The sequence below is a fragment of the Ralstonia mannitolilytica genome, from assembly GCF_000954135.1.
Lineage (GTDB): Bacteria > Pseudomonadota > Gammaproteobacteria > Burkholderiales > Burkholderiaceae > Ralstonia > Ralstonia mannitolilytica.
Window position 1 is genome coordinate 127,441 of the sequence record NZ_CP010800.1, and the last position, 23,380, is coordinate 150,820.

A 23,380-nucleotide genomic window follows, 5' to 3' on the forward strand; every position below is an offset into this window, starting at 1 on the left:
CTCTTCTCAATGGTGTGGTTGCTGGATGGAGGCGGTCAGTGCATTACTGCATGACGAAACCGCCGTTGACGGCCAGCGTCTGGCCCGTCACGAATCGGGAAAGGTCCGACAGCGCGAACAGCACGGCGCCGCAGACGTCGTCGGGCAACTGGTCGCGCGAAATGGCGCGCTGGTCGCGATACAGCGCATGGCGATGCGCCGGCACGTATTCGGTCGCCTCCACGAGCGTCAGGCCCGGCGCGATGGCGTTGACGGTGATGCCGTCTGCGCCGCATTCGCGCGCCAGAGACTTGGTCATGCCGATGACGGCGCTCTTGCTCGCCACATACGCCAGCAGGTTCGGCGCGCCCCACAGCGGGGTGTCCGACGACAGATTGACGATGGCCCCACGGCCGGACGCCTTCAGCGCGGGCAGGCAGGCCGTCGTCATCAGCCAGGTGCCGCGCACGTTGACGTTCATCACGCGGTCCCAGGTCTCGATGTCGATCGACGAGGCGTCGCGCCCGCCCGAGTTCGTGATGGCCGCGTTGTTGACCAGCCCGTCGAGCCCGCCCAGCGCCTGCACGGACGCCGCCGCGCATGCCTGGATGGATGCCGGATCGCCAAGATCAAGCGTGAAGCCATGCGCATCGAAGCCTGCCGCGCGCAGTGCTGCGGCCTCTTCCTGCACGCGCTCGCCGAGGATGTCGGCCATCGCCACCGCACCGCCCGCTTGAGCGATGGCCTTGGCGAAGGCCAACCCCAGCCCGCGCGCCGCGCCCGTGACGAGCACCTTGCGGCCGCCCAGCAGTGCGGCGGTGGATTGACGCTCAGGCATGTTGGGCTTCCGCGGCAACGGGCTTGAGCATGGCGACCGGCGCATCGGCCAGTTCGGCGGCGGCGCGGCGCGCGAGAATGCGGCGGATGCGCGTGATGCCGATGTCGTGCTGATACAGCGTCTCGTGGTCGCGCGCCTCGGGTGCCATCGACTCCAGCACCACTCGGTCCTGCTCCAGCACGTCCCAGTGCAGCCCTTCCAGGCGATTGCGATACAGAAAGCGCCAGACGTCGCGCTGCCAACCCTGCACGTGGCGCGTGCGCCAGAAGTAGACGATGCAGTGCGCCTCATCCACCGGCGTGACGATGCCGATGATGGTGAACGGGCCACCGGGGCCCACCTTCGGCTGATACGGGATCGACAGGCGCAGCCACATCGTTCCGGTCTCGCCAAACTCGGTCCAGTCGAAGTTCACGCCGCGCTGGCCGGTCTTCTGGAACAGGATGCCGTGCTCGGTTTCAACCACTTCCATCACGGCCTTCTTCTCGCCGCTGGCCATCGAGTGCGATACGGCATGCAGATAAGCCCCGTGCATCGGGTCCATGACGTTGTCGATGGCGTAGCGGTAGTTGACGTTCCAGTGTGCGTAGCAGAGGAAGTGGCTGTGCTCCTCGCTGGTCAGCTCTTCGGGCAGGCGCAGCGTGCCGACGGCATCGTCAAACTCCGACGGGGCCTTGTCGCCAAACCACAGGAAGATCGCACCGGCGCGTTCCTGCACCGGGTAGCTGCGCACGCAGGTCTTGCCTTCCATCGGGCAGTTGTCGACCGCGGGCACGCTCGTCACGGTGCCCTCGCCGTTCACCTCGACGCCGTGGTACCAGCACGCAACGTGGTCGCCCAGGTTCCAGCCCATCGACAGGCGCGCGCCGCGGTGCGGGCAGCGGTCTTCCAGCGCGTGCACCTGGCCTTCGGTATCGCGCCACAGCACGATGTTCTGGCTCAGGCGCGTGATGCCCACCGGGGCGTTCTTCACATTCCACGATGCGGCCACCGGATACCAGTAGTTGCGCAGACCGGTATTGATGCGCGCTTCTTTCTGCGCTTCCTTGTTGCCTTCCATTGCTTGCCTCGTCTGATGGGGTTGCGCCGAACGCTTCTGCGGGCGATGCGGCGTCGAATCGGTGTTGAGCAGCCCTGCGGCTTACGCGCCCAGGCGGCGCATCTCGGCCAGGAACGCGTCTTCCGTCCAGCCTTGCCCGGAGGGCAGGCGCGGGCCGCGTTCGTTCAACACGGCGACGATGTCTGCGGGCGTTTGCGCACCGGCCAGAAACGCAGCCTCGAGTGAATCGCCAAGCTGGTTCTCATAGGCGGTGGGCTCGGCGGCGCGCGTCTGCCAGACCAGATTGGCAACGTGGTCCGGGCGCTCGATGCGGCCCTTGCCGGCCACGTTGTTCGGAGAAACCGGCTCCCAGGGAGCCAGGTCGGGGTTGTATTGCGGCTGCATGGTTGTCGACTCCATCACGTTTCGCTTGTTTTACATATGAAACGTCTGTTAATATCTGGAACACAGGTAGCACTATAGACCGCGTCCTCGAAATCGAAGATGCGGGATTACCCTATGGTGCGGTACAAAAGCGCCACCCGCTCAGGCGGCATGCGGCCGGATCGCCCATCCGGCGCGGGTCTTCGGGCCACCCTGGCGTCAGACGCTCTGCGCTCCGGGGCTTATAAAAACTTCCGATAGACGACGAAGCCGGACTTTTCGGCCACGGTGTCGTACAGCTTCATGGCCGTCGCGTTGGTTTCGTGTGTCTGCCAGTACACGCGCGGCACGCCTGCTGCGGCGGCCCGCCGGTACACCGCTTCAATGAGGGCACGGCCCACGCCCTGCCCGCGCGCTACCCCGGCGGTAAAGAGATCCTGGAGGTAACAGGTCGGCTGGATCTGCGTCGTGCTGCGGTGGAAGAGGAAATGCACGATGCCGAGCAATGCCCCATCGCGCTCGGCCACCATGGCATGGACCGGTTCGTACGCGTCGAAGAAGCGCCGCCACGTCGTCTGCGTGACGATGTCGGGCAACGCCGTATCCCCTGCGCGGCCATAGAAGGCGTTGTAGCCGTCCCAGAGCGGTTTCCAGGCGGCAAAGTCGTCTGGGTGGATGGGGCGGATGAGCAGGTCGGCGGGCATGATGGCGGTCCGTATCGGCGAGCTGGCATTGTGCCAGTCGCGCCATGCGGCGCCTTGGGGCCCAGCCGCTCCTGGGATTAGTCCGGATGCGACTCGGCAGGCGAAGAAAGTTTGCTGAAAGCCGGCGCCCTCTACAGTGCGCGCCATGGCCCGGCTGCGACCCCGCATCGGGCAATGCGGCCGCTGCCGCCATCATGATGAAGGGTCGGGTGTTTCAGCCCCGGCGCCGGGATGCGATATCCATCCCGCGCGCCGTCTACGTCGGTCTTTCCTGCTGTCAACCTTGCGGCCCGCCGGCCCTCCTGGTGGGCCGTCTTTCTTTTCAGGGCTGCACCGTGTTGGCCGTCACCAGCGCTTGCGTCAGCCGCTGCACCGCAGGCCCGGCAATCAGGACGATGGTGAAGGCGGCCGGCCACGCCAGCGCGAAGGCGTGTGCCCAGCGGGCGAGGAAGTCGGCGCTGATGCCGGCGTTGATCCAGCCGATCCAGCCCGTCATCAGCAACGACATGAGGCCGGACATCAACCACGCAAACGTGACACGAAGGCGAGTGGGCAACGACATGGCGGTTCTCCTGACAAAGCCATCGATGTGATGGACGGCATACTAGACAACCGCTTTTCCAGAAACTATAGACGTATACTGAAACTTAAATTCCAAAAATGGAATCATGCTTGACGATCTGGCCCTCTTCGTTTCCATCGTGGATCACGGCAGCCTGCAGGCCGCGGCACGCCACGCCAACCTGCCGCCCGCCACGCTGACGCGACGCCTGCAGAAGCTGGAGGCTTCGCTGGGCTGCCAGCTTCTGCTGCGCAGCGCACGCAGCCTGAAACCGACGCCGGAGGGCCAGCTCTACTACGAGCAGTGCCGCCCGCTCTTGACCGCGCTTGCGCAAACCACGGCCACGCTGGACGACGATCTCAACCAGGTCAAGGGCACCCTGCGCGTGCTGGCACCGCTGAACCTGTCGCGCGGGCTGCTGGCGCCCGCCTATGCGAGCTTCATGGCGACATGGCCGGAGATCCGGCTGGAGCTCTCGCTCAGCAACCGCAATGAAGACGTGTGGCGGCATGGCGCCGATCTGGCCATCCGCGTCGGCCAGCAAGACGACCCGAAGCTGCGGCAGCGGCGGCTCGGCGTGATCGGGATGGTGCTGGTGGGGTCGCCGGCGTATGTGGCCGCGCATGGCGCGCCGACCCATCCGCATGACCTGCAAGCGCATCGCTTGTTGGTGTCGTCGCCGCTCTCGACATGGCGCTTCACCTCACCCGACGGTGAGGAAACCATCGAACTGCAGCCCCATGGACGCTGCGACCTGAACGACATCGAACTGGGCGTGACGCTGGCTGAAACGGGCCTCGGCCTGCTCTACTGTCCGCACACGCTCTGCCACCAGGCGCTGGAGGCGGGCCGGCTGATACGCCTGCTGCCGGCATGGCGGACACCGCAGCGGCCCATCTATGCGGTGTGGCCGCAGCAACAGCTGCCACGCAAGGTGCGGACGTTGCTGGAGCATCTGGCAGCCTTCACGGCAGCCACGCCGCTGCTGCAGGCCGAACCCGCCCCGAGTGCCTCAGGCACTGCTTGAAACGGGTAAAAACACGCGTTGCCGCGTCAGCCCATCAGCCCGTAGGCTGGAGATTCCCGCGCCCATTTCACTGGAGACCCGATGCACAGCAGCCACGTGGTGCGCTCCGGCGACCTCCGCCTGCATGCCCGCATGACCCTGCCCGCCGACGCCTCTGCGCGACGGCGCCCCGCCATCGTGCTTGTGCATGGCTATCCGGACGACAGTTCCGTCTGGCACGGCGTGCGCGATACCCTGGCGCGCGACCGCCGCGTGCTCACATTCGACGTGCGCGGTGCCGGCCTGTCAGATGCGCCCGCAGACACCACCGGTTATCGCATCCCGCAGTTTGTCGACGACCTGGCCGCCGTGGCCGACGCGCTGCTGCCCGGCGAGCGCTTTCATCTGGTCGGGCATGACTGGGGCTCCATCCACAGCTGGGAATCGGTGACGACCGATCGGCTGCGCGGGCGCATCGCGTCCTACACGTCAATCTCGGGCCCGTGCCTGGACCACGTCGGCCACTGGATGCGCGCACAGCTCGATACCGGCACATGGGCCGCCAAACGTGCGGTGTGGAAACAGCGGCTGCAATCCTGGTATGTGGGGTATTTCCACTTGCCGCTGGTGCCGGAATGGTCGTGGCGGCTGTGGGTCGCGCGCGCCTGGCCGTGGTGGCTGCGCAAAACGGAAGGCATCCGCATCGAAACCCAGCGACCGACGCTTGTGCGCGATGCCTGCAACGGCGTGCGAATGTACCGCGCAAATTTTCGTGACCGCCTCGCCCGCCCGCAGGCGCGTGCGCCGCATGCGCCCGTGCAGCTCATCGTGCCAACGCGCGATCGCTACGTCAGCCCCGCCGTGACGCGCGCTGTGGAGGCCTGGGTGTCGCATTACTGGCGCCACGAGGTCGACGCCGGCCACTGGCTGCCCCTGCGTCGCCCCGAGTGGGTGGCCGACTACATCCGCCGCTTCGCCGACTATGTCGAATCCGGCCAGGAGCCCGCTGAACTGCAGCGGGCCCGCGTGGCCGGTACGCGGGTGCCGGCCTGATCTTGTCAGCGCGTTACTTTCCGCCTTCGTCCAGCCAGCGCTGGTGATACTCCTCCAGCAAGCGCTGCAGCGTTGCACCGATGCGGATGTAGTCCGGCTCGTTCAGGTTGGCCAGCGACACGCGCACCGACGGGTTGAGTGCACCAAAGCCATTGCCGGGCAGCAGCACGACGCCACTCTCCTTGGCCAGGCGGAATAGCACATCCGCCGGTTTGGTCTTCGTCTTGAACCACTGCACGAACGCCTCGCCATAGGTCTTGCGGCCAACCACTTCGGCATCAAGGATGTTGTAGTAGGCGACGTCATTCTCATCTGCCTCACAGTCGATACCGATGGCTTGGTACAGGGCGGCCTTGCGCCCGCGCACCAGGCGCTTGACCGCCGCCTTGTAGGCATTCGGCTGATCCATGAGCGCGTACAGCGAGAACAGCGCCATCTGCACCTGTTGCGGCGTCGACAGACCTGCCGTGTGGTTCAGCGCCACGGTTCGACTATCCGCAACCAGACGATCGATGAACTTGAGTTGGTCCGGCTCGGTCGTGATCGACGCATAGCGCTGGTGCAGGATCTTGCGCTTGTCTTCGGGCAGCGCGGCCAGCTTATCGTCCAGCACGTTGTTTTCATGCGTGGCGATGGTGCCCAGGCGCCAACCCGTCGCCCCGAAGTACTTGGAGTACGAATACACCAGGATCGTGTTGTACGGCGCCACCGCAAACAGCGAGACAAAGTCGTCCGCAAACGTGCCGTACACATCATCGGTCAGGATGATGAGATCGTTGCCGGCCTCGTGGCGCTCGTCCACGATGGCTTTGAGCTTCTTCAAGCCGTCTTTGGAAATCTTGACCGACGGCGGGTTGCTGGGGTTGACCAGGAAGAACGCCTTCACGCTCGGATCGCGCAGCTTGTCGAGTTCTTCGTCGGTGTATTGCCAGCCGTTGAATGGGTCTGCATTCAGCTTGACCTCGACGAGCTGGAAGCTGTTGAGTTCCGGGATCTCGATGTACGGCGTGAAAATCGGCATGCCCAGCGCAATCTTGTCGCCGGCATTGAGCAGGAAGTTCTCCCGGAGCGTGCTGAACAGATACGTCATCGCCGCCGTACCGCCCTCGACGGCAAACAGATCAAACTGGCCGACAAACGGCGCACTGCCGATCATTTCCTGCTTCAGATAGCGCGCGGCAATCTGCTCGCTGATCTTCAGCATACGGTCTGGTACCGGATAGTTGCAACCGAGAATGCCGTTCACCATCTCCGCCAGAAAGTCTTCGGCGGAAAGGCCAAGTTGATCGCGTACGTACGACACCGCGTGGTGCAAGAACTTCACGCCGGGCACATCTGCGTTACGGCGTACAAAGCTCTCAAAGCGCGCCTCAAAACCTTGCTTGGTCGGGATGCCGCCAATCCTCTCGGCCAGATAGGAAAACGAGCGCTCGGACTCCTCCAGTGCGAACAGGCCCAGTTGGAAGAAACCATGACGCGGCTCCAAAGCGAGGAAGTTCGGATTGCCGCGCCCGGCATTGAGCATGATGCGTTGCGAGTCGCTCTGCGCGAGCTGGATCAGCACGTCCTTCAGTTCAAACGGGCTCAGTTGCCCAAGGGCTTCCAGTTCCTTGGATTTTTGCGTCGGATTGGTGGTCATCGCAGATTCCCGTGGATGCAGCGTTGGCGAAGAAGAGCCCGCCACGCGAGTAGCAGGCTGAGGAGACGCTCAGGCGAAGGCGATCACAAGCGGACCGAGCAGGGTCAGCAGCACGTTCGCGAGCGCGTAGGTAATGGCAAAGGGAATGGTCGGCACACTGCTCTCGGCTTTCTCCAACACGCCGCCAAACGCGGGGTTGGCCGAACGGGCGCCAGACAGCGCGCCCGCCAGCACGGCAACGTTGTCGTAGCGGAGCACATAGCGGCCGAACAGGTAAGTCAGGATCAACGGCACCATCGTGACGATCACGCCCGCAATGAAGATCGACACGCCGCTCTTTTGCAGAGTCGCCCACGCCTGCGCGCCAGAACCCAGGCCCACGCAGGCGACAAAGGCGGCCAAGCCCATGTCCTTGAGGATTTGCGACGCTGCATTCGGCAACTGGCCGAAGGTGGGGTGCTTGCCGCGCAGCCAGCCAAACACGAGCCCGGAAAGTAGCGCCCCGCCCCCACTGCCCAGCGTCAGCGGTATGCCGCCCACCTTTGCCACCAGCGTACCGATCAGCAGACCGACCAGCACGCCCAGCCCGAGGTAGACGAAGTCCGTCTTGTCGCCCGGCGGCACGGGATAGCCGACTTCGGCGGCCGCGCGTTTGACATCGGAAGGTGCGCCGTGCAGGGTGACGACATCACCGTGCAGCATGACCGTGCCGTCCAACAGCGGCACGGCTTTGCCCATGCGGGTGATGCGTGCGATGTACACGCCGTGCTTCATGTCGCGTGTGGCCTGTGCCTTCAGCTCGCCCAACGTCTTATGACTTGCGCCCTTGCGCGTGAACACGACATCGCGCACTTGCAGCGGCTGATCCATGTCGGAAGACACGGTGGACTCGTCGCCCAGCAGCGTCCAGGCCTTGGCAGCGGCTTCGCGACGGCCGATCAGCAAAACGCGATCGGCGCGCTGCAATTTCGACTTCGGCTCAATGGCGATTTCCTCGCCGTTGCGCAAGATGCGCTCGATGGTGATGCCGTCGTCCAGCGTGGTCTCGACTTCCTCCACGGTCTTGCCTGCGCCCGTGGTCACGTCATACACGCGTCCGACCAGTGCCGGCAGAGAGGCCACCTCGCCCTGCTCCAGCGGGCGCTTGCCTCCGGCCATTTCCAGCTCGGCCTTCTTGGCATCATCGCGCAGCTCACGGCCCATCAGGCGCGGCAGGATGTTCACGCACATGATGATGGCGCCCAGGCTGCCGAACACGTACGTCACTGCATAGCCGATGGCCACATTCGACTGCAGATGCGCCACCTCGTCGGCCGGCAGGCCCATGCGTGAGAGGGCATCGCCCGCGGTGCCAATGACTGCCGACTGTGTCATGCCGCCCGCCGCAATGCCGGCGGTCAAGCCCTTGTCGAAGCCGAACAGCTTGCCGCACACGAGAATGGTGACCAGGCCACTCACCGCCAGAAACACCGCCATGGCGATCTCGCGCAGTGTGCTGCGATTGAGGGAGCTAAAGAATTGCGGCCCGCTTTCGTAGCCGACCGCGTAGATGAAGAGCGCGAACATGATGCTCTTCACACCGGAATCGATCGTCACGCCAAACTGGCTGATCAGCACCGCGGCAATCAGCGATCCGCCAACGCCGCCGATTTGAAATTTGCCGAAATTGATCTTGCCGACTGCGTAGCCAATGGCAAGCGACAGAAAGAGCGCCGTCTCCGGCACGCTTTTGAACACGGTGTGAATCCAATCCATGGGCAGCGACTCTCCGGAAAGTCTTAAAGGCTTGTCTGGTTGAGCAGACAAACAGACATCGCGTAAGGCGCCACGCCATGTGTGCGCAACACGCCCGTGGACGTTAGAAGCGACACATCGGTGATGTCAATTTCACAAAATTTAACTGCTGGAGCACATATTCAACGCTCCGCATTAGAAGATTGCGCCCAACGCAAACGTTGACGCGCGTGTAACACACTGTAATCATCGTCCGCCACCACGCTGACGGCGCGCCATGACCTGGCGCCCGGACGGCTCGAGCCGCCGCTTCGCGCAAACCGCATTGCCGGCCATCGATACAAGAAACAGGGACAAGACAATGAAAAGCAAGGTCGTGGTGTACGGCCCGCTCTACGGGAAGTGGTACGCAATCCTGGTCAACGACGGTGTGGCCGCCGAATCGAACCAGTTTGGCTCGTACGAAGCCGCCATGGGCTTCGCCTCACGCCGTTATCCGGAGCTTGAGCAGGAGCGGCAGCCCTACGCGCGGGGCCGCGAAGAAAGCGAGAACGGAAGCGACAGCCGCGAAGCTGCGCCCATCTGAACGGGAACGCCCCGGGCGGCATTTACGCCGCCCCTGCCGACCCAGGCGTTAGTGGCCCGCGCCGCAAAAGCGCCCGGCGATCCACTCGAACACGCTGCCTTCGCGCAGCGAGCGGCTTTGCGCTTCGTCGCCGTAGTGGATCTGGTAGAGCGGCTTGCCGGTGGCGTTGCGCGCGCGATAGAGCGTTTGCGCAATCACCGTATAGCTGTGTCGCGCGCAATCGAGCACGACCTGTTTGACCGACGAGCGGATGGGCTGCCCATCGGCTGTCTTGATCGTGAAGTCGGGCAGCACGTTGCGCAGCAGCCGGAAGTGCACGGTGGGCGAATTGGCATCCGCCGCGGCGCCGGGCTGCGGCTTGACCGATTGCCGGTCGATGTACGAAACGATGCCGTTGATGCTCTCGAACCGGCGCCACCGGGAATCGGCGCTGGCGGATTCGAGGGCGGGTGCCGCATCGCCCGAAACGGCTTGCGCGGCCCCCGTCGGCACAGCGGCCGACGCAGAAATGGTTTGTGCGGATACGGGCATCGCTGCCCACTGCGCGGCAACCAGAGCGGTCGCCGCGATGGCGCTTTGCCAGCGCCAGCCTCCTGTCTTCATGGGGTGTCTCGCCTTGCTGCAAAAAACTCAGCGGGCGATTCTACCGCGCTGGCGCAACCGCTTACGTCACATCGGGTCGACGGGCTCGGCCACGTCCACGCCGGCAAACCGCAGATACAGCGTGCGCAGCGCCTGCGTGAGCGGGCCCGGCTGACCGCTGCCGATCTGCACGCCGTCGATGGACACCACCGGCATCACAAACGTCGACGCGCTCGTGTAGAACGCTTCGGCGGCTTGCTGGGCTTCGGCGACGGTAAAGGTGCGCTCCTCCAACGTCAGGCCATGTTCACGCGCCAGCGCCAGGATCGACACACGCGTGATGCCCGGCAGCACGGCGTTCGACAGCGGACGCGTGATCAGGCGCTTATCGGCGGTGATGATGAACGCGGTCGACGACGCGCCTTCGGTCACGCGGTCGCCGTCGGTCATCCAGGCTTCATGCGCACCGGCGCGCGCGGCGATCTGCTTGGCCATCACCTGCGGCAGCAAGCCGACGCTCTTGATGTCGCAACGCTTCCAGCGCAGGTCGGGTACCGTCACCACGGTTGCGCCCTTCTTGGCCAGCGGGCTGTTGACGATGGACTTGACCTGGGTGAACGCCACGGCCGTCGGCGTGATGTCGGCCGGGATGCCGAAATCACGCTCAGCCACGCCGCGCGTGACCTGCATGTAGACCACGCCCTCTTCCAGCCCGTTGCGCACCACCAGCTCTTCGCACACACGCGTCCATTCGGCGGCGGTGTATGGGTTATCGATGCCGATCTCGGACAGCGAACGCGTCAGGCGGGCGAGGTGCGCGTCGTTGTCGACGAGCTTGCCGCGCGCCACGGCGGTCACTTCGTAAATGCCATCGGCAAAGGTGAAGCCGCGGTCCATGATTGAGACAGTGGCCTCGGCGGCCGGCACGTATTGGCCGTTCAGAAAGACGATTCGAGACATGCTGGAGAGGGAGAGAATTCAACGCCGGAGCGGAACTGCCCCGTGGACGCCTGCATAGGATACGGGCGCTGCGCCGCGACTGCCGATGTCTGCCCAGGTTATGCGAAAACGGCATGAGGGCCGGTTGGCGTCGGGTAAACTCGGCGGCTTGTCCACGCCTGCGCGACCATGTCCGAGCTGACCATTCGCCCCATTTCTGCAGACGACCTGCCCGGCATCCTGGCCGTGCAACAAGCCTGTTATGGCGATGGCTTCCTGGAGCCGGCGGAGGCGCTCGTCAGCCGCTGGGCGCGCAGCCCGACCCTGTGCCTGGCGGCAGTGCGCGGTGACGAGGTGGTGGGCTACCTGCTCTCGCATGCGTGGCATGCATGGACGCCGCCGAAACTGCATGTGCCGCTGCCTGCCTCGGATGCAGCCGACCTGCTCTGGTTTGTCCATGACATGGCCATTGCGCCGTCGGGACGCGGGCAGCGCCTGGGCGAACGCCTTTACGCGATGGCCTGCGCGGTCGCGCAAGCACAGGGCTTGCTGCACTCGCGGCTCGTCGCCGTGCAAGGTGCGGATGCCTTCTGGCGTCGGCTCGGCTATCGCCCCGCGGCGATGGCCCCACAGGCGCTCGACCCGCTGCGTGAGATGTACGGCAATGACGCCCTGCTGATGGAGCGCGCGCTGGTCTGACGGCAGGCCGTTACATCTCGTAACGTTCGTATAGGTTTCGCAAGACCGCCGGCGCGCCACTCGACTACAGTGCGGCCGTGTCGAGGAACTCCACCATGCAAAAGCATCTGGCGCTGTGCGCCCTGGCCGCCATCGCGGCATTATCGTCCCAGGCCGCGCAGGCAGGCGTCGACGTTGGGATCGGTATCGGAATCCCGGCGCCGGTCTATGTGGCGCCGGCTCCGGTCTATGCGCCGGCGCCCGTCTACGCGCCCGCTCCGGTTTACGTTGAGCCGCAGCCCGTCGTGGTCGCCCCCGGCTACTACGACGACTGGCGTGCCCGCAAATGGCAGGAAAAGCAGTGGCGCGAGCAGCGCAAATGGGAACGCAAATACTGGAAGCACCGCCGCCACGACGATGACGACGATTGATCGTCAGGCCGCCTTCTTCGCCAGCCCCAGGTAGGTTTCGATCACGCGCGGGTTCACGGCCAGTTCCTGCGCCGGGCCTTCGAGCGTCATGTCGCCCGTTTCCAAGACGCAACCGTAATCGGCCACCTGCAGGGCGGCACGCGCATTCTGCTCGATCAGCAAGGTTGCCACGCCGGTTTTGCGCAGGTCGCTGATGATGTGGAAGATCTCCTTCACGATCAGCGGCGCGAGGCCCAGGCTCGGCTCGTCGAGCATCAGCAGTTGCGGCTTGGCCATCAACGCGCGGCCGACGGCGAGCATCTGGCGCTCGCCGCCGGAGAGCGTGCCGGCTTCCTGCACGCGACGCTCCTTGAGCCGCGGGAACAGCTCGTAGACGACGTCCATCTGGTCCAGATAGTTGCGCTCGCCCGCGCGCTTGCGGCGGTAGGCACCGAGCACCAGGTTGTCTTCCACGCTCATGGTGGCGAACAGCTCGCGCTTTTCGGGCACCAGGCACATGCCGCGCGCCACGCGCTTTTCCACCGGGAGCCCCGTCAGGTTGTGGCCGAGATAGGAGACCACGCCGTTGGCCGAACCCGTGGTCGGCAGCGCGCCCATGATGGCGGCGAGCATGGTCGACTTGCCTGCGCCGTTCGGGCCGATGACGGTGACGATCTGCCCGGCCTCCACCTTCAGGTTTGCGCCGTGCAGGGCCTCTACCTTGCCGTAGCGGACGTGCAGGTCTTTCACTTCGAGGATGACTGACATGTTGTTCTCCTTCTCCAAACCTGTTCACGCTCCGCTGGGGGCTGCCCGAGGTTGGACCGTGCAGGTTTATTCCACGCCGCCCAGATAGGCCTCGAGCACGGCGGGGTTCTGCTGCACCTCTTGCGGCACGCCCTCGGCGATCTTGGTACCGAATTCCATCACGACAAGACGGTCGGTCAGGTTCATGACGAAGTCCATGTCGTGCTCGACCAGCAGCACGCTCATCCCTTCGGCTTTGAGCTTGGTGAGCAGCGCGGCCAGGGCCTGCTTTTCCTTGTAGCGCAGGCCGGCAGCAGGCTCGTCGAGCAGCAGCAGCGCCGGGTCGCAGCACAGCGCGCGGGCGATCTCCAGGATCCGCTGCTGGCCGAGCGCCAGGCTGCCGGCTTCCTGATACATGCAATCGGCCAGGCCGACGCGCTCGAGCTGGCGCCGCGCTTCAAACAGCAGCTTCTGCTCTTCCGCCTGGTTCATGCGCACCACGCTGGCCAGCACGCCGCCTTGCGCCGCGAAGTCGCCACGCAGGTGCGCGCCCAGCGCCACGTTCTCGAGCACCGTCATGCCCGAGAGCAATTGCACGTGCTGGAACGTGCGGCCGATGCCGCGCCTGACGATCTCGCGCGAGGGCTTGTCGCTGATGCGCTCGCCGCGATACAGCACCTCGCCGCGCGTGACCGGCAGTACGCCGGTGACAAGGTTGAACGTGGTGGACTTGCCGGCGCCGTTCGGGCCGATCAGGCCCACGATCTCTCCAGCCCTCACCTGGAAGCTGACATCGTTGACGGCGACGAGGCCGCCGAACTCCTTGCGCGCGGCGCGCACGTCCAGAATCAGCTCGCCTGCCTGCGGTTTCTCGCGCTGCCTGAGCGCAGGTGCATCTTCCGGCGCGCGCGCTGTCGGCGCAGAAGGGAACAGCTTGCGGATGAACGGCCACACGCCATCGCGCGCGTATTGCAGCAACAGCACCAGCAGCACGCCGAACACGATGATCTCGAAGTTGCCGTTGGAGCCCAGCAGCCTGGGCAGGATGCTTTGCAGGCTGTCTTTCAGGATGGTCAACAAACCCGCGCCGAGCACGGCGCCCCACACGTGGCCCACGCCGCCGACCACCGCCATGAACAGATATTCGATGCCGTAGTTCAGGCCGAACGGCGTGGGGTTCACCGCGCGCTGCAGGTGCGCGTAGAGAAAGCCCGAGATGCAGGCCAGCACCGCCGCAAACACGAAGATCACGACCTTCATCCACGCGGTGTTCACGCCCATCGCCTCGGCCATCGTGCCACCGCCCTTGAGCGCGCGGATGGCGCGGCCCGGGCGCGAGTTCAGAAGGTTCTGCACCGCCAGCACGGCCACCACCACGACGGCCCAGATGAGATAGAACATCTCGCGGCCGGTGTTCAGCTGTTTGCCGAGCACGTTCAGCACCGGGATGCCGTTGAGGCCGTCGTACTTGCCCAGGAACTCCAGGTTGCCGAACAGGAAGAACAGCGACAGGCCCCACGCAATCGTCGCCAGCGGCAGGTAGTGACCGGACATCCGCATCGTGATCAGCCCGATCACGTATGCCGACACCATCGTGATCACAAGCCCCGCCAGCAGGCCGACCCACGGCGATACGCCGTACTGCGTGGTGAGATACGCCGTGCTGTACGCGCCCAGCCCCACAAACGCGGCTTGGCCGAACGACGTCAGCCCGCCGACGCCCGTGAGCAGCACGAGGCCCAGCGCGACGAGGCTGTACAGCCCGATGTAATTGAGCAGCGTGATCCAGAACTCGGGCGTCGGCACGACCGGGATCAGCGCCAGCACGATCACGAAGAGCGCCGTCAGCACGCGGTTGCGCGAGAACCAGCCGCGCTGCGCGGCGTTCCCGGAAGATTTGGCGAGCGTGTTCATCGGCTTACTCCTCTTCCTCGACATGCTTGGTGGTGAGCGATCGCCACAGCAGCACCGGGATGATGAGCGTGAACACGATCACCTCCTTGAACGCCGACGCCCAGAACGATGAATACGACTCCAGCAGCCCCACCAGCAGCGCGCCCAGCGCCGCCACCGGATAGCTCACCAGCCCGCCCACGATGGCACCCACGAAACCCTTCAGGCCGATCAGGAAGCCCGACTCGTAGTACACCGTCGTGATGGGTGCGATGAGGATGCCGCACAGCGCGCCCAGCGCCGCGGCCAGCGTGAAGGCCAGGCGCCCCGCCTGCGTGGTGCCGATGCCGACGAGCCGGGCGCCGAGCCGGTTCACCGCCGTCGCGCGCAGCGCCTTGCCCGACACCGTGCGGCCAAAATAGAAATACAGCGCCGCGATCATCAGCGCCGATACCGCCACCACCCACAGGCTCTGGCCCGATACCGACAGCGCGCCCAGATCGAATCGCGCATCGGAAAACGCATCCGTGCGCGAGCCCTCTGCGCCGAACATCACGAGGCCCAGGCCCACCATCGCGAAGTGCACCCCCACCGAGACGATCAGCAGCACCAGCGTGCTCGCCTCGGCCAGCGGCTCATAGGCCAGGCGGTAGATCATCGGGCCCATCGGAATGACGATCAGCAGCGCCAGCGCCACCTGCACGACCTGCGGCAGCTGCATCGGCGCAAGCATGCCGGCCGCCGCATACACCGCGATCGGGAAGACCAGATACTTACCCGCGTAGACGGCGCCCGTGCGCAGCGCGTGCAGACGCAGCTCCGGCTGCAGCAGCGTGCGGCCCATCTCGACGAGGAAGGTGAGCACGCCGAGCGTCACGAGCATGCTCGCAGACAGCGGCGCCTTGTTCGCCTGGATGGCCGCCAGCGTGAGCGCGCCATACGCGACGAATTCGCCCTGCGGGATGAAGATCACGCGCGTGACGGAAAACACCAGCACGAGCGCCAGCGCCAGCAGCGCGTAGATCGCGCCCGATGTCACGCCGTCTTGCGCCAGGATGGCGGCAATCGACAAGTCCATGAGTCTCCTTGCTCTGATGGTCGTGGCGCGCCACGAGTTACGAGAGGGTAAATCTTTTACGACAGGGTGAAATTGGCGACAACCCTAACGCGCCGCCTTTTCGCGCCGCCCGCTGGCCTTGGTGCGCGCTGGCTGCGGCGTCTGCAGCAAGGTGGACAGCCGCGTGACGAACGCGCGCAGGGTGGCCTCCAGTTCGCCGCCGCGCTGCGCGTGAAACAGCGGATGCAGATTCAATGCGATCAGCACCAGGGCCAGTTGCCCCCGCATGCCGAACACCGGCAGCGACAGCGCGCTCACGCCAGGCAGCAGGCTACCGGATACCCATGAAGCGCCCTCGGTACGGATCTCTTCGCACAGCCGGTAGTAGTCGGTGAGCGAGCGCGGCAGGTCCGGCAGATCGTCGGCGGCGCGCTCGTGGAGTTCGCGCTCGACCAGCGGCAAGGTCTGCTCGATCGGCAGGTAAGCGCCAAACAGGCGGCCGGTGGCGGAGTTGAGCATCGGCATGACATCGCCGATGCGCAGGTTCACACCGGGCGCGCCGCCCGCCTTTTCCCAGTGCACCACGGTCGGCCCGCGATCGCTCCAGACGGCAATGCCGATGGTGTGGCCGGTCTGGTCCCGAAGGCCCCCCAGCAGCGGCCGTGCAAGCGCAATGGCTTCTCTTCGGTTCAGGCTTGCCAGGCCCAGGCGCAGTGCAAAGGGGCCGAGCTCATAGCGGCCGGTCAGCGGATCCTGCGAAACCGCGCCGACGCGCTGCAGGCTGACCAGGTAGCGGTGCGCCTTGGACGGATGCATGCCGGCGGCGCGCGCCAGATCACCCAGGGCCATCGCGCGCATCGCCCGCGTGAGCGCCACCAGCAGATGGGAGCCGACCTCGATGGACTGGATGCCGGAGCGGTCGCGGCTGGCCGGAGCGTCATCCGCATCGCCATCGGGTTGGGGGGCGTTCGCTGCTTCAGTGGTCTCCATGTTCTTGGCGTCGTGGCGGGCCGGCAAAGTGCTGCGAGCGTAGCACGCCGCGCACGCCTGGCGGCGCGCAGTCGTTCTTACGCATTGTAGAAATCATGAATCTAATCATAATTCTCGTATACCCTAGGCGCGACTGCCGACCGCCCGGTCTATGATTCGCTGCACGCGGCCCTTGCTGCATGGCGTGCGCTGCACCGTACACGGCAGGCACCAGCCGGCCGCAGAAGAAATTCCACCCACCGTAATTCACTACACCAGGAGTGACAGAATGGCCAAAGCCTTCGCCTCGCAGGCCGACCTCGAGGCCAAACAAGTCACCTTCACGCAGCTCTCTCCCAACGCCTACGCCTACACCGCCGAGGGCGACCCGAACTCCGGCGTCATCATCGGCGACGACGCGGTGCTGATCGTCGACACCACCGCCACGCCGGCGATGGCGCAAGACCTGATCGCCCGCATCCGCGGCATCACAGACAAGCCGATCAAGCACGTCGTGCTGTCGCATTACCACGCGGTGCGCGTGCTGGGCGCCTCGGCCTACTTTGCCGAGGGCGCGCAGAACATCATCGCCAGCCGCGGCACGTACGAGATGATCGTCGAGCGTGGCGAGGCCGATATGAAGTCGGAGATCGAGCGCTTTCCGCGCCTGTTCGCGGGCGTTGAAACCGTGCCGGGCCTGACCTGGCCGACGCTGGTGTTCGAGCGCGAACTCACGCTGTTCCTGGGCAAGCTCGAGGTCAAAATCCTGCACCTGGGCCCGGGCCACACGAAGGGCGACACGGTCGTGTGGATTCCATCGCAAAAGGTGCTGTTCTCGGGCGACCTGGTCGAATACGACGCCGCCTGCTACTGCGGCGATGCCCAACTCGAAGAATGGCCCGCCACGCTCGACGCCCTGCGTGCGCTGGGCGCCGAAAAACTCGTGCCCGGCCGCGGCCCGGCGCTGCTGAACCCGCAGGAAGTCGCCAAGGGCCTCGCCTACACGCGCGACTTCGTGTCGACGCTGCTCCAGCGCGGCAAGGAAGCCGTCGCCCAGAAGATGGACCTGAAAGCCGCCATGGCCCACACCCGCGCCGCCATGGACCCGAAGTTCGGCCACGTCTTCATCTACGAGCACTGCCTGCCGTTTGACGTGACGCGCGCCTACGACGAAGCCAGCGGCATCAAGCACCCGCGCATCTGGACGGCCGAGCGCGACAAGGAGATGTGGGCCGCGCTGCAGGGCTGATCCGCCCAGGCGTCTTTCTTCGACCACGATATCCACCGACAAAGCGGCGGCCACGACTGCCGCAGGTGCGAGCGAGACATGAACCCCGATTTCCAGAACCGCGTCTTCACGTACGCGCCTTGCGCGGAGCAGCAGCCCGGCTGCACGGCCGGGGCCCGCCCCGTCGTCATCGTCGGCGCAGGGCCGGTGGGCCTGGCCACGGCCATCGACCTCGCGCAGCAAGGCGTGGCCGTCGTTGTGCTGGATGACGATTGCACGCTGTCGACCGGCTCGCGGGCGATCTGCTTCTCCAAACGCTCCCTGGAGATCTTCGACCGGCTGGGCTGCGGCGACTGCATGGTCGACAAAGGCGTGAGCTGGAACGTCGGCAAGGTCTACCTGAAGAACGAGCTGCTCTACAGTTTCGACCTGCTGCCGGAAACCGGCCACCGCCGTCCGGCGTTCATCAACCTGCAGCAGTACTACGTCGAGGGGTTCCTCGTCGAGCGGGCACTGGCGCTGCCGAACATCGAGCTGCGCTGGAAGAACAAGGTGACGGGCCTCACGCAGGATGCGGACGGCGTGACGCTCACCGTGGAGACGCCCGACGGCGCCTATACCCAGCGCGCCCAATACGTGGTCGCCGCCGACGGCTCGCGCAGCCCGGTGCGCCGCATGATGGGCCTCGAAGCCCACGGCCAGACCTTCAAAGACCGCTTCCTGATCGCCGACGTGCGCATGGAAGCGCCCTTCCCGAGCGAGCGCTGGTTCTGGTTTGACCCACCGTTCCACCCGAACCAGTCGGTGCTGCTGCACCACCAGCCCGACAACGTCTGGCGCATCGACTTCCAGCTCGGCTGGGACGCCGACCCGGTGGCCGAGAAGCAGCCGGAGCGCGTCATTCCGCGCGTGCGCGCGCTGCTTGGCGAGGGCGTCGACTTCGAACTCGAGTGGGTGAGCGTCTACACGTTCTCATGCGAGCGCATGGACCGCTTCCGCCACGGCCGCGTGCTGTTCATCGGCGACGCGGCGCATCGCGTCTCGCCATTCGGCGCGCGCGGCGCCAACAGCGGCCTGCAGGACGCCGAAAACCTCGCCTGGAAACTGCGCATGGTGCTGGCCGGCGATGCGCCCGATACGCTGCTCGACACCTACGCCACCGAGCGCGAATTCGCCGCCGACGACAACATCCGCCACTCCACCCGCTCGACCGATTTCATCACGCCCAAGAGCGCCGTCAGCCGCCTCTTTCGCGATGCCGCGCTGCGCCTGGCCAAGCACTATCCGTTTGCGCGCACGCTGGTCAACAGCGGGCGGCTTTCAACGCCAACGGTGCTGGAAGGCTCCCCGCTCAGCACGCCCGACGACGCCGACTTCGGATGTGCGCTGGTACCCGGCAGTGTCGCGCTCGACGCGCCGGTGCGAACGCGCGACGGGCGTGCCGCGTGGCTGCTCAGCCATCTGCGCGACGGCTTCATGGCATTGCGTTTCTGCCGCGCGGGAGAACACATCGACGCGTTGCCGGTACCCACGCTGGCGATCTTTCCCGCCGGCGGCGCAGGTACGGTGTCGGCGGGCGTCACGGCGCTCGAAGACATCGACGGCCTGGTCGCCCAACGCTATGACGCACGGCCCGGCACGTTGTACCTCATCCGCCCGGACCAGCACGTCTGCGCACGCTGGCGCAGCGTCGATACCGCCAAGCTCGCGGCCGCCATGCGCCGCGCCATGGGCCATGCCGACGCCACCACGCCATCGCCCGCTACAGCCACCGCCTGACCGCCATGCCGTTGAACACCCAGCCCAACCTGCCGCGCCCGGACGACTTCTATGAGGCGCTGATCGACACGCACCGCGGGCTGAGCGACGCGCACAGCGCGATGCTCAACGCGCAGCTGATCCTGCTGCTCGCGAACCATATCGGCGACATGGCGGTGCTGCGGGAGGCGCTGGCGGCTGCGCGACTGGCCCTGCCGGCGGGCGCAGCGGATTAGCACCCACCCTGCCGCGTCCCGGCGAGCTGACCACGGCGATACTCACCCTGGCGCTCCAGCATCCAGCCCGGGTACTCGGCGGGCAGCCTGCTGACCTCATCGAGCTGCGCCAATTCTTCCGTTGTCAGTTCCACCTGGGTCGCGGCGATGTTGTCGTCAAGCTGATCGACCTTCTTGGCACCGACGATCACGCTCGTCACCACGCGCTGGTGCAGCAGCCACGCCAAGGCGATCTGCGCCACGGACACACCGCGCGCACGGGCCATGACACGCATCGCGTCGATACAGGTATACGCCCGCGCCTGGTCCACGGGCGGGAAGTCGAACTTGTTGCGGCGGCTGTCCTGTTCGCCATGCTGTTCGCGCGTGTACTTGCCGCTGAGCAGGCCGCCGGCCAGCGGGCTCCACACCATCAGCCCCAGCCCTTCAGCATCGGCACGAGTTCGCGCTCGAGATCACGGCCGGCAATGGTGTAGTAGGCCTGCAGGCTTTCGAAGCGCGCGCAACCGAGGCGCTCGGCAATGCCCAACGCCTTGACGATCTGCCATGCGGCCCAGTCCGATACGCCCACGTAGCGGACGTGCCCGTGCTGCACGAGCGTGTAGAGCGCACGCACGGTCTCCTCGGTGGGCGTGGCCGGGTCGAAGCCGTGGATCTGGTAGAGATCGATGTGGTCGAGCTGCAGGCGCTTCAGGCTCGCCTTGACGCCGTCCATGATGTGAAAGCGCGAGGCGCAGGGCATCGGCCGCGCCTGCGCCGAGCGCTTTGCCCGCGAAGGTGCGCGCGTGATCGCCACCGACCTGCGCATCGATGCATTGAACGATGTGCCGTTCGAGGTCCACCGCCTCGACGTGCGCGATACCGGGCAGGTCAATGCGCTCGCTGCCGAGCTTGGCGGCATCGACATCCTCTTCAACTGCGCGGGCTTCGTACACGCCGGCTCGGTGCTGGAATGCGATGAGGATGCATGGGATTTCTCGTTCGACCACAACGTCAAGTCGATGTACCGCACCCTCCGCACGTTCCTGCCAGGCAGGCTGGAACGCGGCGGCGGCAGTGTCATCAACATGTCGTCCGCCGCGTCGAGCATCAAGGGCGTGCCGAACCGCTTTGTGTATGGCGCATCGAAGGCGGCGGTGATCGGGTTGACCAAATCCGTGGCGGCAGACTTTGTGGCGCGCGGCATCCGCTGCAATGCGGTCTGCCCCGGCACGGTGGTATCGCCATCCCTCGTCCAGCGCATCGATGAGCAAGCCCGCACGCAAGGCAAGCCGCGCGCGGAAGTCGAAGCGGTGTTCGTCGCACGCCAGCCGATGGGGCGCCTCGGGCAGCCGGAAGAGATTGCCGCGCTGGCGGCGTATCTGGCTTCTGACGAGGCCGCCTTTACGACGGGGCAAGTCCACCTGATCGACGGCGGCAGGTCAAATTGATACCTTGATGCCTTTCCCCCCAACCGATTTGAGCTTTTCATGAAACTGCTGCGCTTCGGCCCCCAGGGCCAAGAAAAACCCGGCCTGCTCGATGCCACCGGCACTCTCCGTGATCTGTCGGGCATCGTCGACGACATTGCGGGCAACGTGCTGTCGGACGCATCGCTCGCCCGGCTACGCGAGGTGGACCCTGCCACGCTGCCGGCCGTCAGCGGCCAACCCCGCATTGGCCCGTGCGTCGGGCGTGTCGGCAAGTTCATCTGCATCGGGTTGAACTACGCCGACCACGCCGCAGAGTCCGGCCTGCCGGTACCGTCCGAACCGGTCGTCTTCAACAAATGGACCAGCGCCATCTGCGGCCCGAATGACGACATCGAAATCCCGCGCGGCTCCGTCAAGACCGACTGGGAAGTCGAACTGGGCGTGGTCATCGGCAAGCCCGCCAAGTACATCGACGAAGCCAACGCGCTCGACTACGTGGCCGGCTATTGCATCGTCAACGACGTTTCCGAGCGCGAATGGCAGATCGAGCGCGGCGGCCAGTGGGACAAGGGCAAGGGCTTCGACACGTTCGGCCCGCTCGGGCCGTGGCTGGTCACGCGCGACGAGGTGCCCGACCCGCAGGCACTGGACCTCTGGCTGGAGGTGGACGGCCACCGCTACCAGAACGGCAATACGCGGACGATGGTGTTTGGCGTGGCGAAGCTGGTCGCGTATCTGAGCCGCTGCATGAGCCTGCAGCCGGGCGACGTCATCTCGACGGGCACGCCGCCGGGCGTGGGGCTGGGCATCAAGCCGAACCCGGTCTATCTCAAGCCCGGGCAGACCATGCGATTGGGCATCGCCGGCCTCGGCGAGCAGTTGCAGCGCACCGTCGCCGCACCGTAAGGATCAGCCGTCCAGCTCGGCAAAGCGCTGCGCGACGAGGTTGCGCAGCCACTGGTTGCCGGCGTCCTGATGAAAGCGCCGGTGCCAGAACACGTTGGTCTGCAGCGCCGGCAGCTTGAGCGGCGGCGCTGCAAATTCCAGCCCGAACGGCGGCGCTGCCCGCTCGGCCAGCTTGCGCGGCACCGTCACCACGAGATCGGTCGTGCTGATGATGTACGGCACCGCCACGAAGTGCGGCACCGAAAAGCGCGCCGATTGTGTGATCCCCGCCTTGTCGAGCAGCGGCCCGATGGCGTTGTACGGGCTGGCCGAGCTCGCCACCACGAGGTGCGATGCGGCGCGAAAGCGTTCGAGCGTCAGTGCCCCATCTGCCAGCGCGTGGCCGCGCCGGAACATCGTCACGTAATCCTGCTGAAACAGCCGGCGCTGGAACACGCTCTCGCCCGACAGGTCATCGAACGCGCCGATGGCCAGGTCGATGGCGCCGGCCTCCATCTCTGCCTTCATGTCGAACCCGCCCGCGCGCACGGTGTGGATGCGCACGCCGGGCGCCTGCTCCGCACAAAGTTGCGCCAGCACCGGCATGAAGTACACCTCGCCGACGTCGCTCATGGCCACGGTGAAGCTGCGCGTGGATGTGGCGGCATCGAAATGTGCGCGCTGGCCGAAGGCACGCTGCAGCGTGTCCAGCGCCATCGCCACCGGTTCGGAGAGTTGCTCGGCAAGTGCGGTCGGCATCATGCCGCGTGGGGTGCGCACAAACAGCTCGTCGTCGAACGTCTGGCGCAGGCGCGCCAGCGCGTTGCTCACCGCCGGCTGCGACAGGCCCAGCCGCTCCGCCACGACAGAAATGCGCTTCTCGCGCAGGATTTCCTGGAACAGCACCAGCAGGTTCAGGTCGACATCCCGCAGGTTCAGCATGGCCTGGCCTTATTATTCAGATTATCAATGTTATGCATTCTCGCATTGATATTCCAAATTTTCACCGAATCCGGACAATACGGCAGACCCAAGCCAGAACAACAGAGCGGCCAGACGCCG

24 protein-coding genes and 1 pseudogene are annotated in these 23,380 nt (G+C 65.6%); 10 read left to right on the top strand and 15 right to left on the bottom strand.

Translation table 11 applies throughout. From position 1 onward, the window contains the following. Positions 1-43: 43 nt before the first annotated feature. The 5 genes from TK49_RS17120 to TK49_RS17140 form a co-directional block, all read right to left on the bottom strand. Positions 44-817, bottom strand: coding sequence for an SDR family oxidoreductase (locus tag TK49_RS17120; protein ID WP_045218382.1), 774 nt, complete (start codon positions 815-817; stop codon positions 44-46). After that, positions 810-1,877, bottom strand: coding sequence for an aromatic ring-hydroxylating oxygenase subunit alpha (locus TK49_RS17125; protein WP_045218384.1), 1,068 nt, complete (start codon positions 1,875-1,877; stop codon positions 810-812). The genes TK49_RS17120 and TK49_RS17125 overlap by 8 nt, the downstream gene beginning before the upstream one ends. Positions 1,878-1,958: 81 nt before the next feature. Next, the gene (locus tag TK49_RS17130) at positions 1,959-2,276 is read right to left on the bottom strand and encodes a recombinase-like helix-turn-helix domain-containing protein (protein WP_045218385.1); all 318 of its coding nucleotides are present in this window, start codon (positions 2,274-2,276) and stop codon (positions 1,959-1,961) included. Positions 2,277-2,482: 206 nt separating this feature from the next. Then, positions 2,483-2,944 carry a GNAT family N-acetyltransferase gene (locus tag TK49_RS17135; RefSeq protein ID WP_045218388.1) on the bottom strand — a complete coding sequence of 154 codons (462 nt, stop codon included), beginning with the start codon at positions 2,942-2,944 and terminating at the stop codon, positions 2,483-2,485. Between the two features lie 322 nt (positions 2,945-3,266). After that, a complete protein-coding gene (locus TK49_RS17140) occupies positions 3,267-3,506 on the bottom strand; it encodes a DUF2798 domain-containing protein (RefSeq protein WP_045218390.1) in 240 nt (79 codons plus the stop codon). Positions 3,507-3,612: 106 nt separating this feature from the next. Here TK49_RS17140 and TK49_RS17145 point away from each other — a divergent pair, with 106 nt between their 5' ends. Together TK49_RS17145 and TK49_RS17150 are read left to right on the top strand one after the other, a co-directional pair. Beyond that, positions 3,613-4,533, top strand: a complete 921-nt coding sequence (locus TK49_RS17145) for a LysR family transcriptional regulator (RefSeq protein ID WP_045218392.1) — start codon at positions 3,613-3,615, stop codon at positions 4,531-4,533. 81 nt (positions 4,534-4,614) lie between these two features. Next, positions 4,615-5,565, top strand: a complete 951-nt coding sequence (locus TK49_RS17150) for an alpha/beta fold hydrolase (RefSeq protein WP_045218394.1) — start codon at positions 4,615-4,617, stop codon at positions 5,563-5,565. Between the two features lie 13 nt (positions 5,566-5,578). Here TK49_RS17150 and TK49_RS17155 read toward each other — a convergent pair whose 3' ends face one another. Both TK49_RS17155 and aspT read right to left on the bottom strand, forming a co-directional pair. Then, positions 5,579-7,204 carry a bifunctional aspartate transaminase/aspartate 4-decarboxylase gene (locus TK49_RS17155; protein WP_045218396.1) on the bottom strand — a complete coding sequence of 542 codons (1,626 nt, stop codon included), beginning with the start codon at positions 7,202-7,204 and terminating at the stop codon, positions 5,579-5,581. A 69-nt stretch (positions 7,205-7,273) separates the two neighbouring features. After that, positions 7,274-8,959, bottom strand: coding sequence for an aspartate-alanine antiporter (gene aspT / locus TK49_RS17160; protein ID WP_045218398.1), 1,686 nt, complete (start codon positions 8,957-8,959; stop codon positions 7,274-7,276). A gap of 340 nt (positions 8,960-9,299) precedes the next feature. On the opposite strand from aspT, the gene TK49_RS17165 reads away from it, so the two are divergent. Then, positions 9,300-9,524 (top strand): hypothetical protein, encoded by a 225-nt coding sequence (locus tag TK49_RS17165; RefSeq protein WP_009239764.1) that lies wholly within the window; start codon positions 9,300-9,302, stop codon positions 9,522-9,524. Between the two features lie 48 nt (positions 9,525-9,572). On the opposite strand, the gene TK49_RS17170 is transcribed toward TK49_RS17165, so the two are convergent. Then, positions 9,573-10,127 carry a surface-adhesin E family protein gene (locus tag TK49_RS17170; RefSeq protein ID WP_045218400.1) on the bottom strand — a complete coding sequence of 185 codons (555 nt, stop codon included), beginning with the start codon at positions 10,125-10,127 and terminating at the stop codon, positions 9,573-9,575. Between the two features lie 66 nt (positions 10,128-10,193). Continuing rightward, on the bottom strand, positions 10,194-11,066 hold the full coding sequence (locus tag TK49_RS17175; RefSeq protein ID WP_045218402.1) for a D-amino-acid transaminase: 873 nt from the start codon (positions 11,064-11,066) through the stop codon (positions 10,194-10,196). Positions 11,067-11,234: 168 nt separating this feature from the next. Here TK49_RS17175 and TK49_RS17180 point away from each other — a divergent pair, with 168 nt between their 5' ends. After that, a complete protein-coding gene (locus TK49_RS17180; protein WP_045218404.1) occupies positions 11,235-11,744 on the top strand; it encodes a GNAT family N-acetyltransferase in 510 nt (169 codons plus the stop codon). 95 nt (positions 11,745-11,839) lie between these two features. Further along, the gene (locus tag TK49_RS17185; RefSeq protein WP_045218406.1) at positions 11,840-12,154 is read left to right on the top strand and encodes a hypothetical protein; all 315 of its coding nucleotides are present in this window, start codon (positions 11,840-11,842) and stop codon (positions 12,152-12,154) included. Positions 12,155-12,157: 3 nt separating this feature from the next. Here the strand turns inward: TK49_RS17185 and TK49_RS17190 are convergent, their stop codons facing one another. The 4 genes from TK49_RS17190 to TK49_RS17205 form a co-directional block, all read right to left on the bottom strand. Further along, positions 12,158-12,901: an ABC transporter ATP-binding protein gene (locus TK49_RS17190; RefSeq protein WP_045218407.1), complete on the bottom strand. Its 744-nt coding sequence runs from the start codon at positions 12,899-12,901 to the stop codon at positions 12,158-12,160. A gap of 66 nt (positions 12,902-12,967) precedes the next feature. Further along, positions 12,968-14,794 (bottom strand): branched-chain amino acid ABC transporter ATP-binding protein/permease, encoded by a 1,827-nt coding sequence (locus TK49_RS17195; protein WP_045218410.1) that lies wholly within the window; start codon positions 14,792-14,794, stop codon positions 12,968-12,970. A 4-nt stretch (positions 14,795-14,798) separates the two neighbouring features. Then, a complete protein-coding gene (locus TK49_RS17200) occupies positions 14,799-15,851 on the bottom strand; it encodes a branched-chain amino acid ABC transporter permease (protein ID WP_045218412.1) in 1,053 nt (350 codons plus the stop codon). A gap of 84 nt (positions 15,852-15,935) precedes the next feature. Next, positions 15,936-16,820 carry an IclR family transcriptional regulator gene (locus TK49_RS17205; RefSeq protein WP_045220260.1) on the bottom strand — a complete coding sequence of 295 codons (885 nt, stop codon included), beginning with the start codon at positions 16,818-16,820 and terminating at the stop codon, positions 15,936-15,938. A 268-nt stretch (positions 16,821-17,088) separates the two neighbouring features. Here TK49_RS17205 and TK49_RS17210 point away from each other — a divergent pair, with 268 nt between their 5' ends. The 3 genes from TK49_RS17210 to TK49_RS17220 all read left to right on the top strand — a co-directional run bounded on the left by TK49_RS17210 (position 17,089) and on the right by TK49_RS17220 (position 20,021). Then, positions 17,089-18,048, top strand: a complete 960-nt coding sequence (locus TK49_RS17210) for an MBL fold metallo-hydrolase (RefSeq protein WP_045218414.1) — start codon at positions 17,089-17,091, stop codon at positions 18,046-18,048. A gap of 78 nt (positions 18,049-18,126) precedes the next feature. After that, positions 18,127-19,806: an FAD-dependent oxidoreductase gene (locus TK49_RS17215; protein WP_045218415.1), complete on the top strand. Its 1,680-nt coding sequence runs from the start codon at positions 18,127-18,129 to the stop codon at positions 19,804-19,806. A gap of 5 nt (positions 19,807-19,811) precedes the next feature. Then, complete coding sequence (locus TK49_RS17220; RefSeq protein ID WP_045218418.1) at positions 19,812-20,021, top strand: DUF2783 domain-containing protein; 210 nt, start codon at positions 19,812-19,814, stop codon at positions 20,019-20,021. On the opposite strand, the pseudogene TK49_RS24440 reads toward TK49_RS17220, so the two are convergent. Next, a pseudogene (locus TK49_RS24440) lies at positions 20,018-20,754 on the bottom strand (aldo/keto reductase); the annotation flags it as partial. The gene TK49_RS17220 and the pseudogene TK49_RS24440 sit on opposite strands and share 4 nt — an antisense overlap. A 7-nt stretch (positions 20,755-20,761) precedes the next feature. Between TK49_RS24440 and TK49_RS17235 the strand changes: the two are divergent. Together TK49_RS17235 and TK49_RS17240 are read left to right on the top strand one after the other, a co-directional pair. Beyond that, positions 20,762-21,451 (top strand): SDR family oxidoreductase, encoded by a 690-nt coding sequence (locus TK49_RS17235; protein WP_082076353.1) that lies wholly within the window; start codon positions 20,762-20,764, stop codon positions 21,449-21,451. Positions 21,452-21,490: 39 nt separating this feature from the next. Further along, on the top strand, positions 21,491-22,339 hold the full coding sequence (locus TK49_RS17240) for an ureidoglycolate lyase (RefSeq protein ID WP_045218423.1): 849 nt from the start codon (positions 21,491-21,493) through the stop codon (positions 22,337-22,339). 3 nt (positions 22,340-22,342) lie between these two features. On the opposite strand, the gene TK49_RS17245 is transcribed toward TK49_RS17240, so the two are convergent. After that, positions 22,343-23,260, bottom strand: coding sequence for a LysR family transcriptional regulator (locus TK49_RS17245; RefSeq protein WP_045218425.1), 918 nt, complete (start codon positions 23,258-23,260; stop codon positions 22,343-22,345). Positions 23,261-23,380 lie beyond the last annotated feature (120 nt).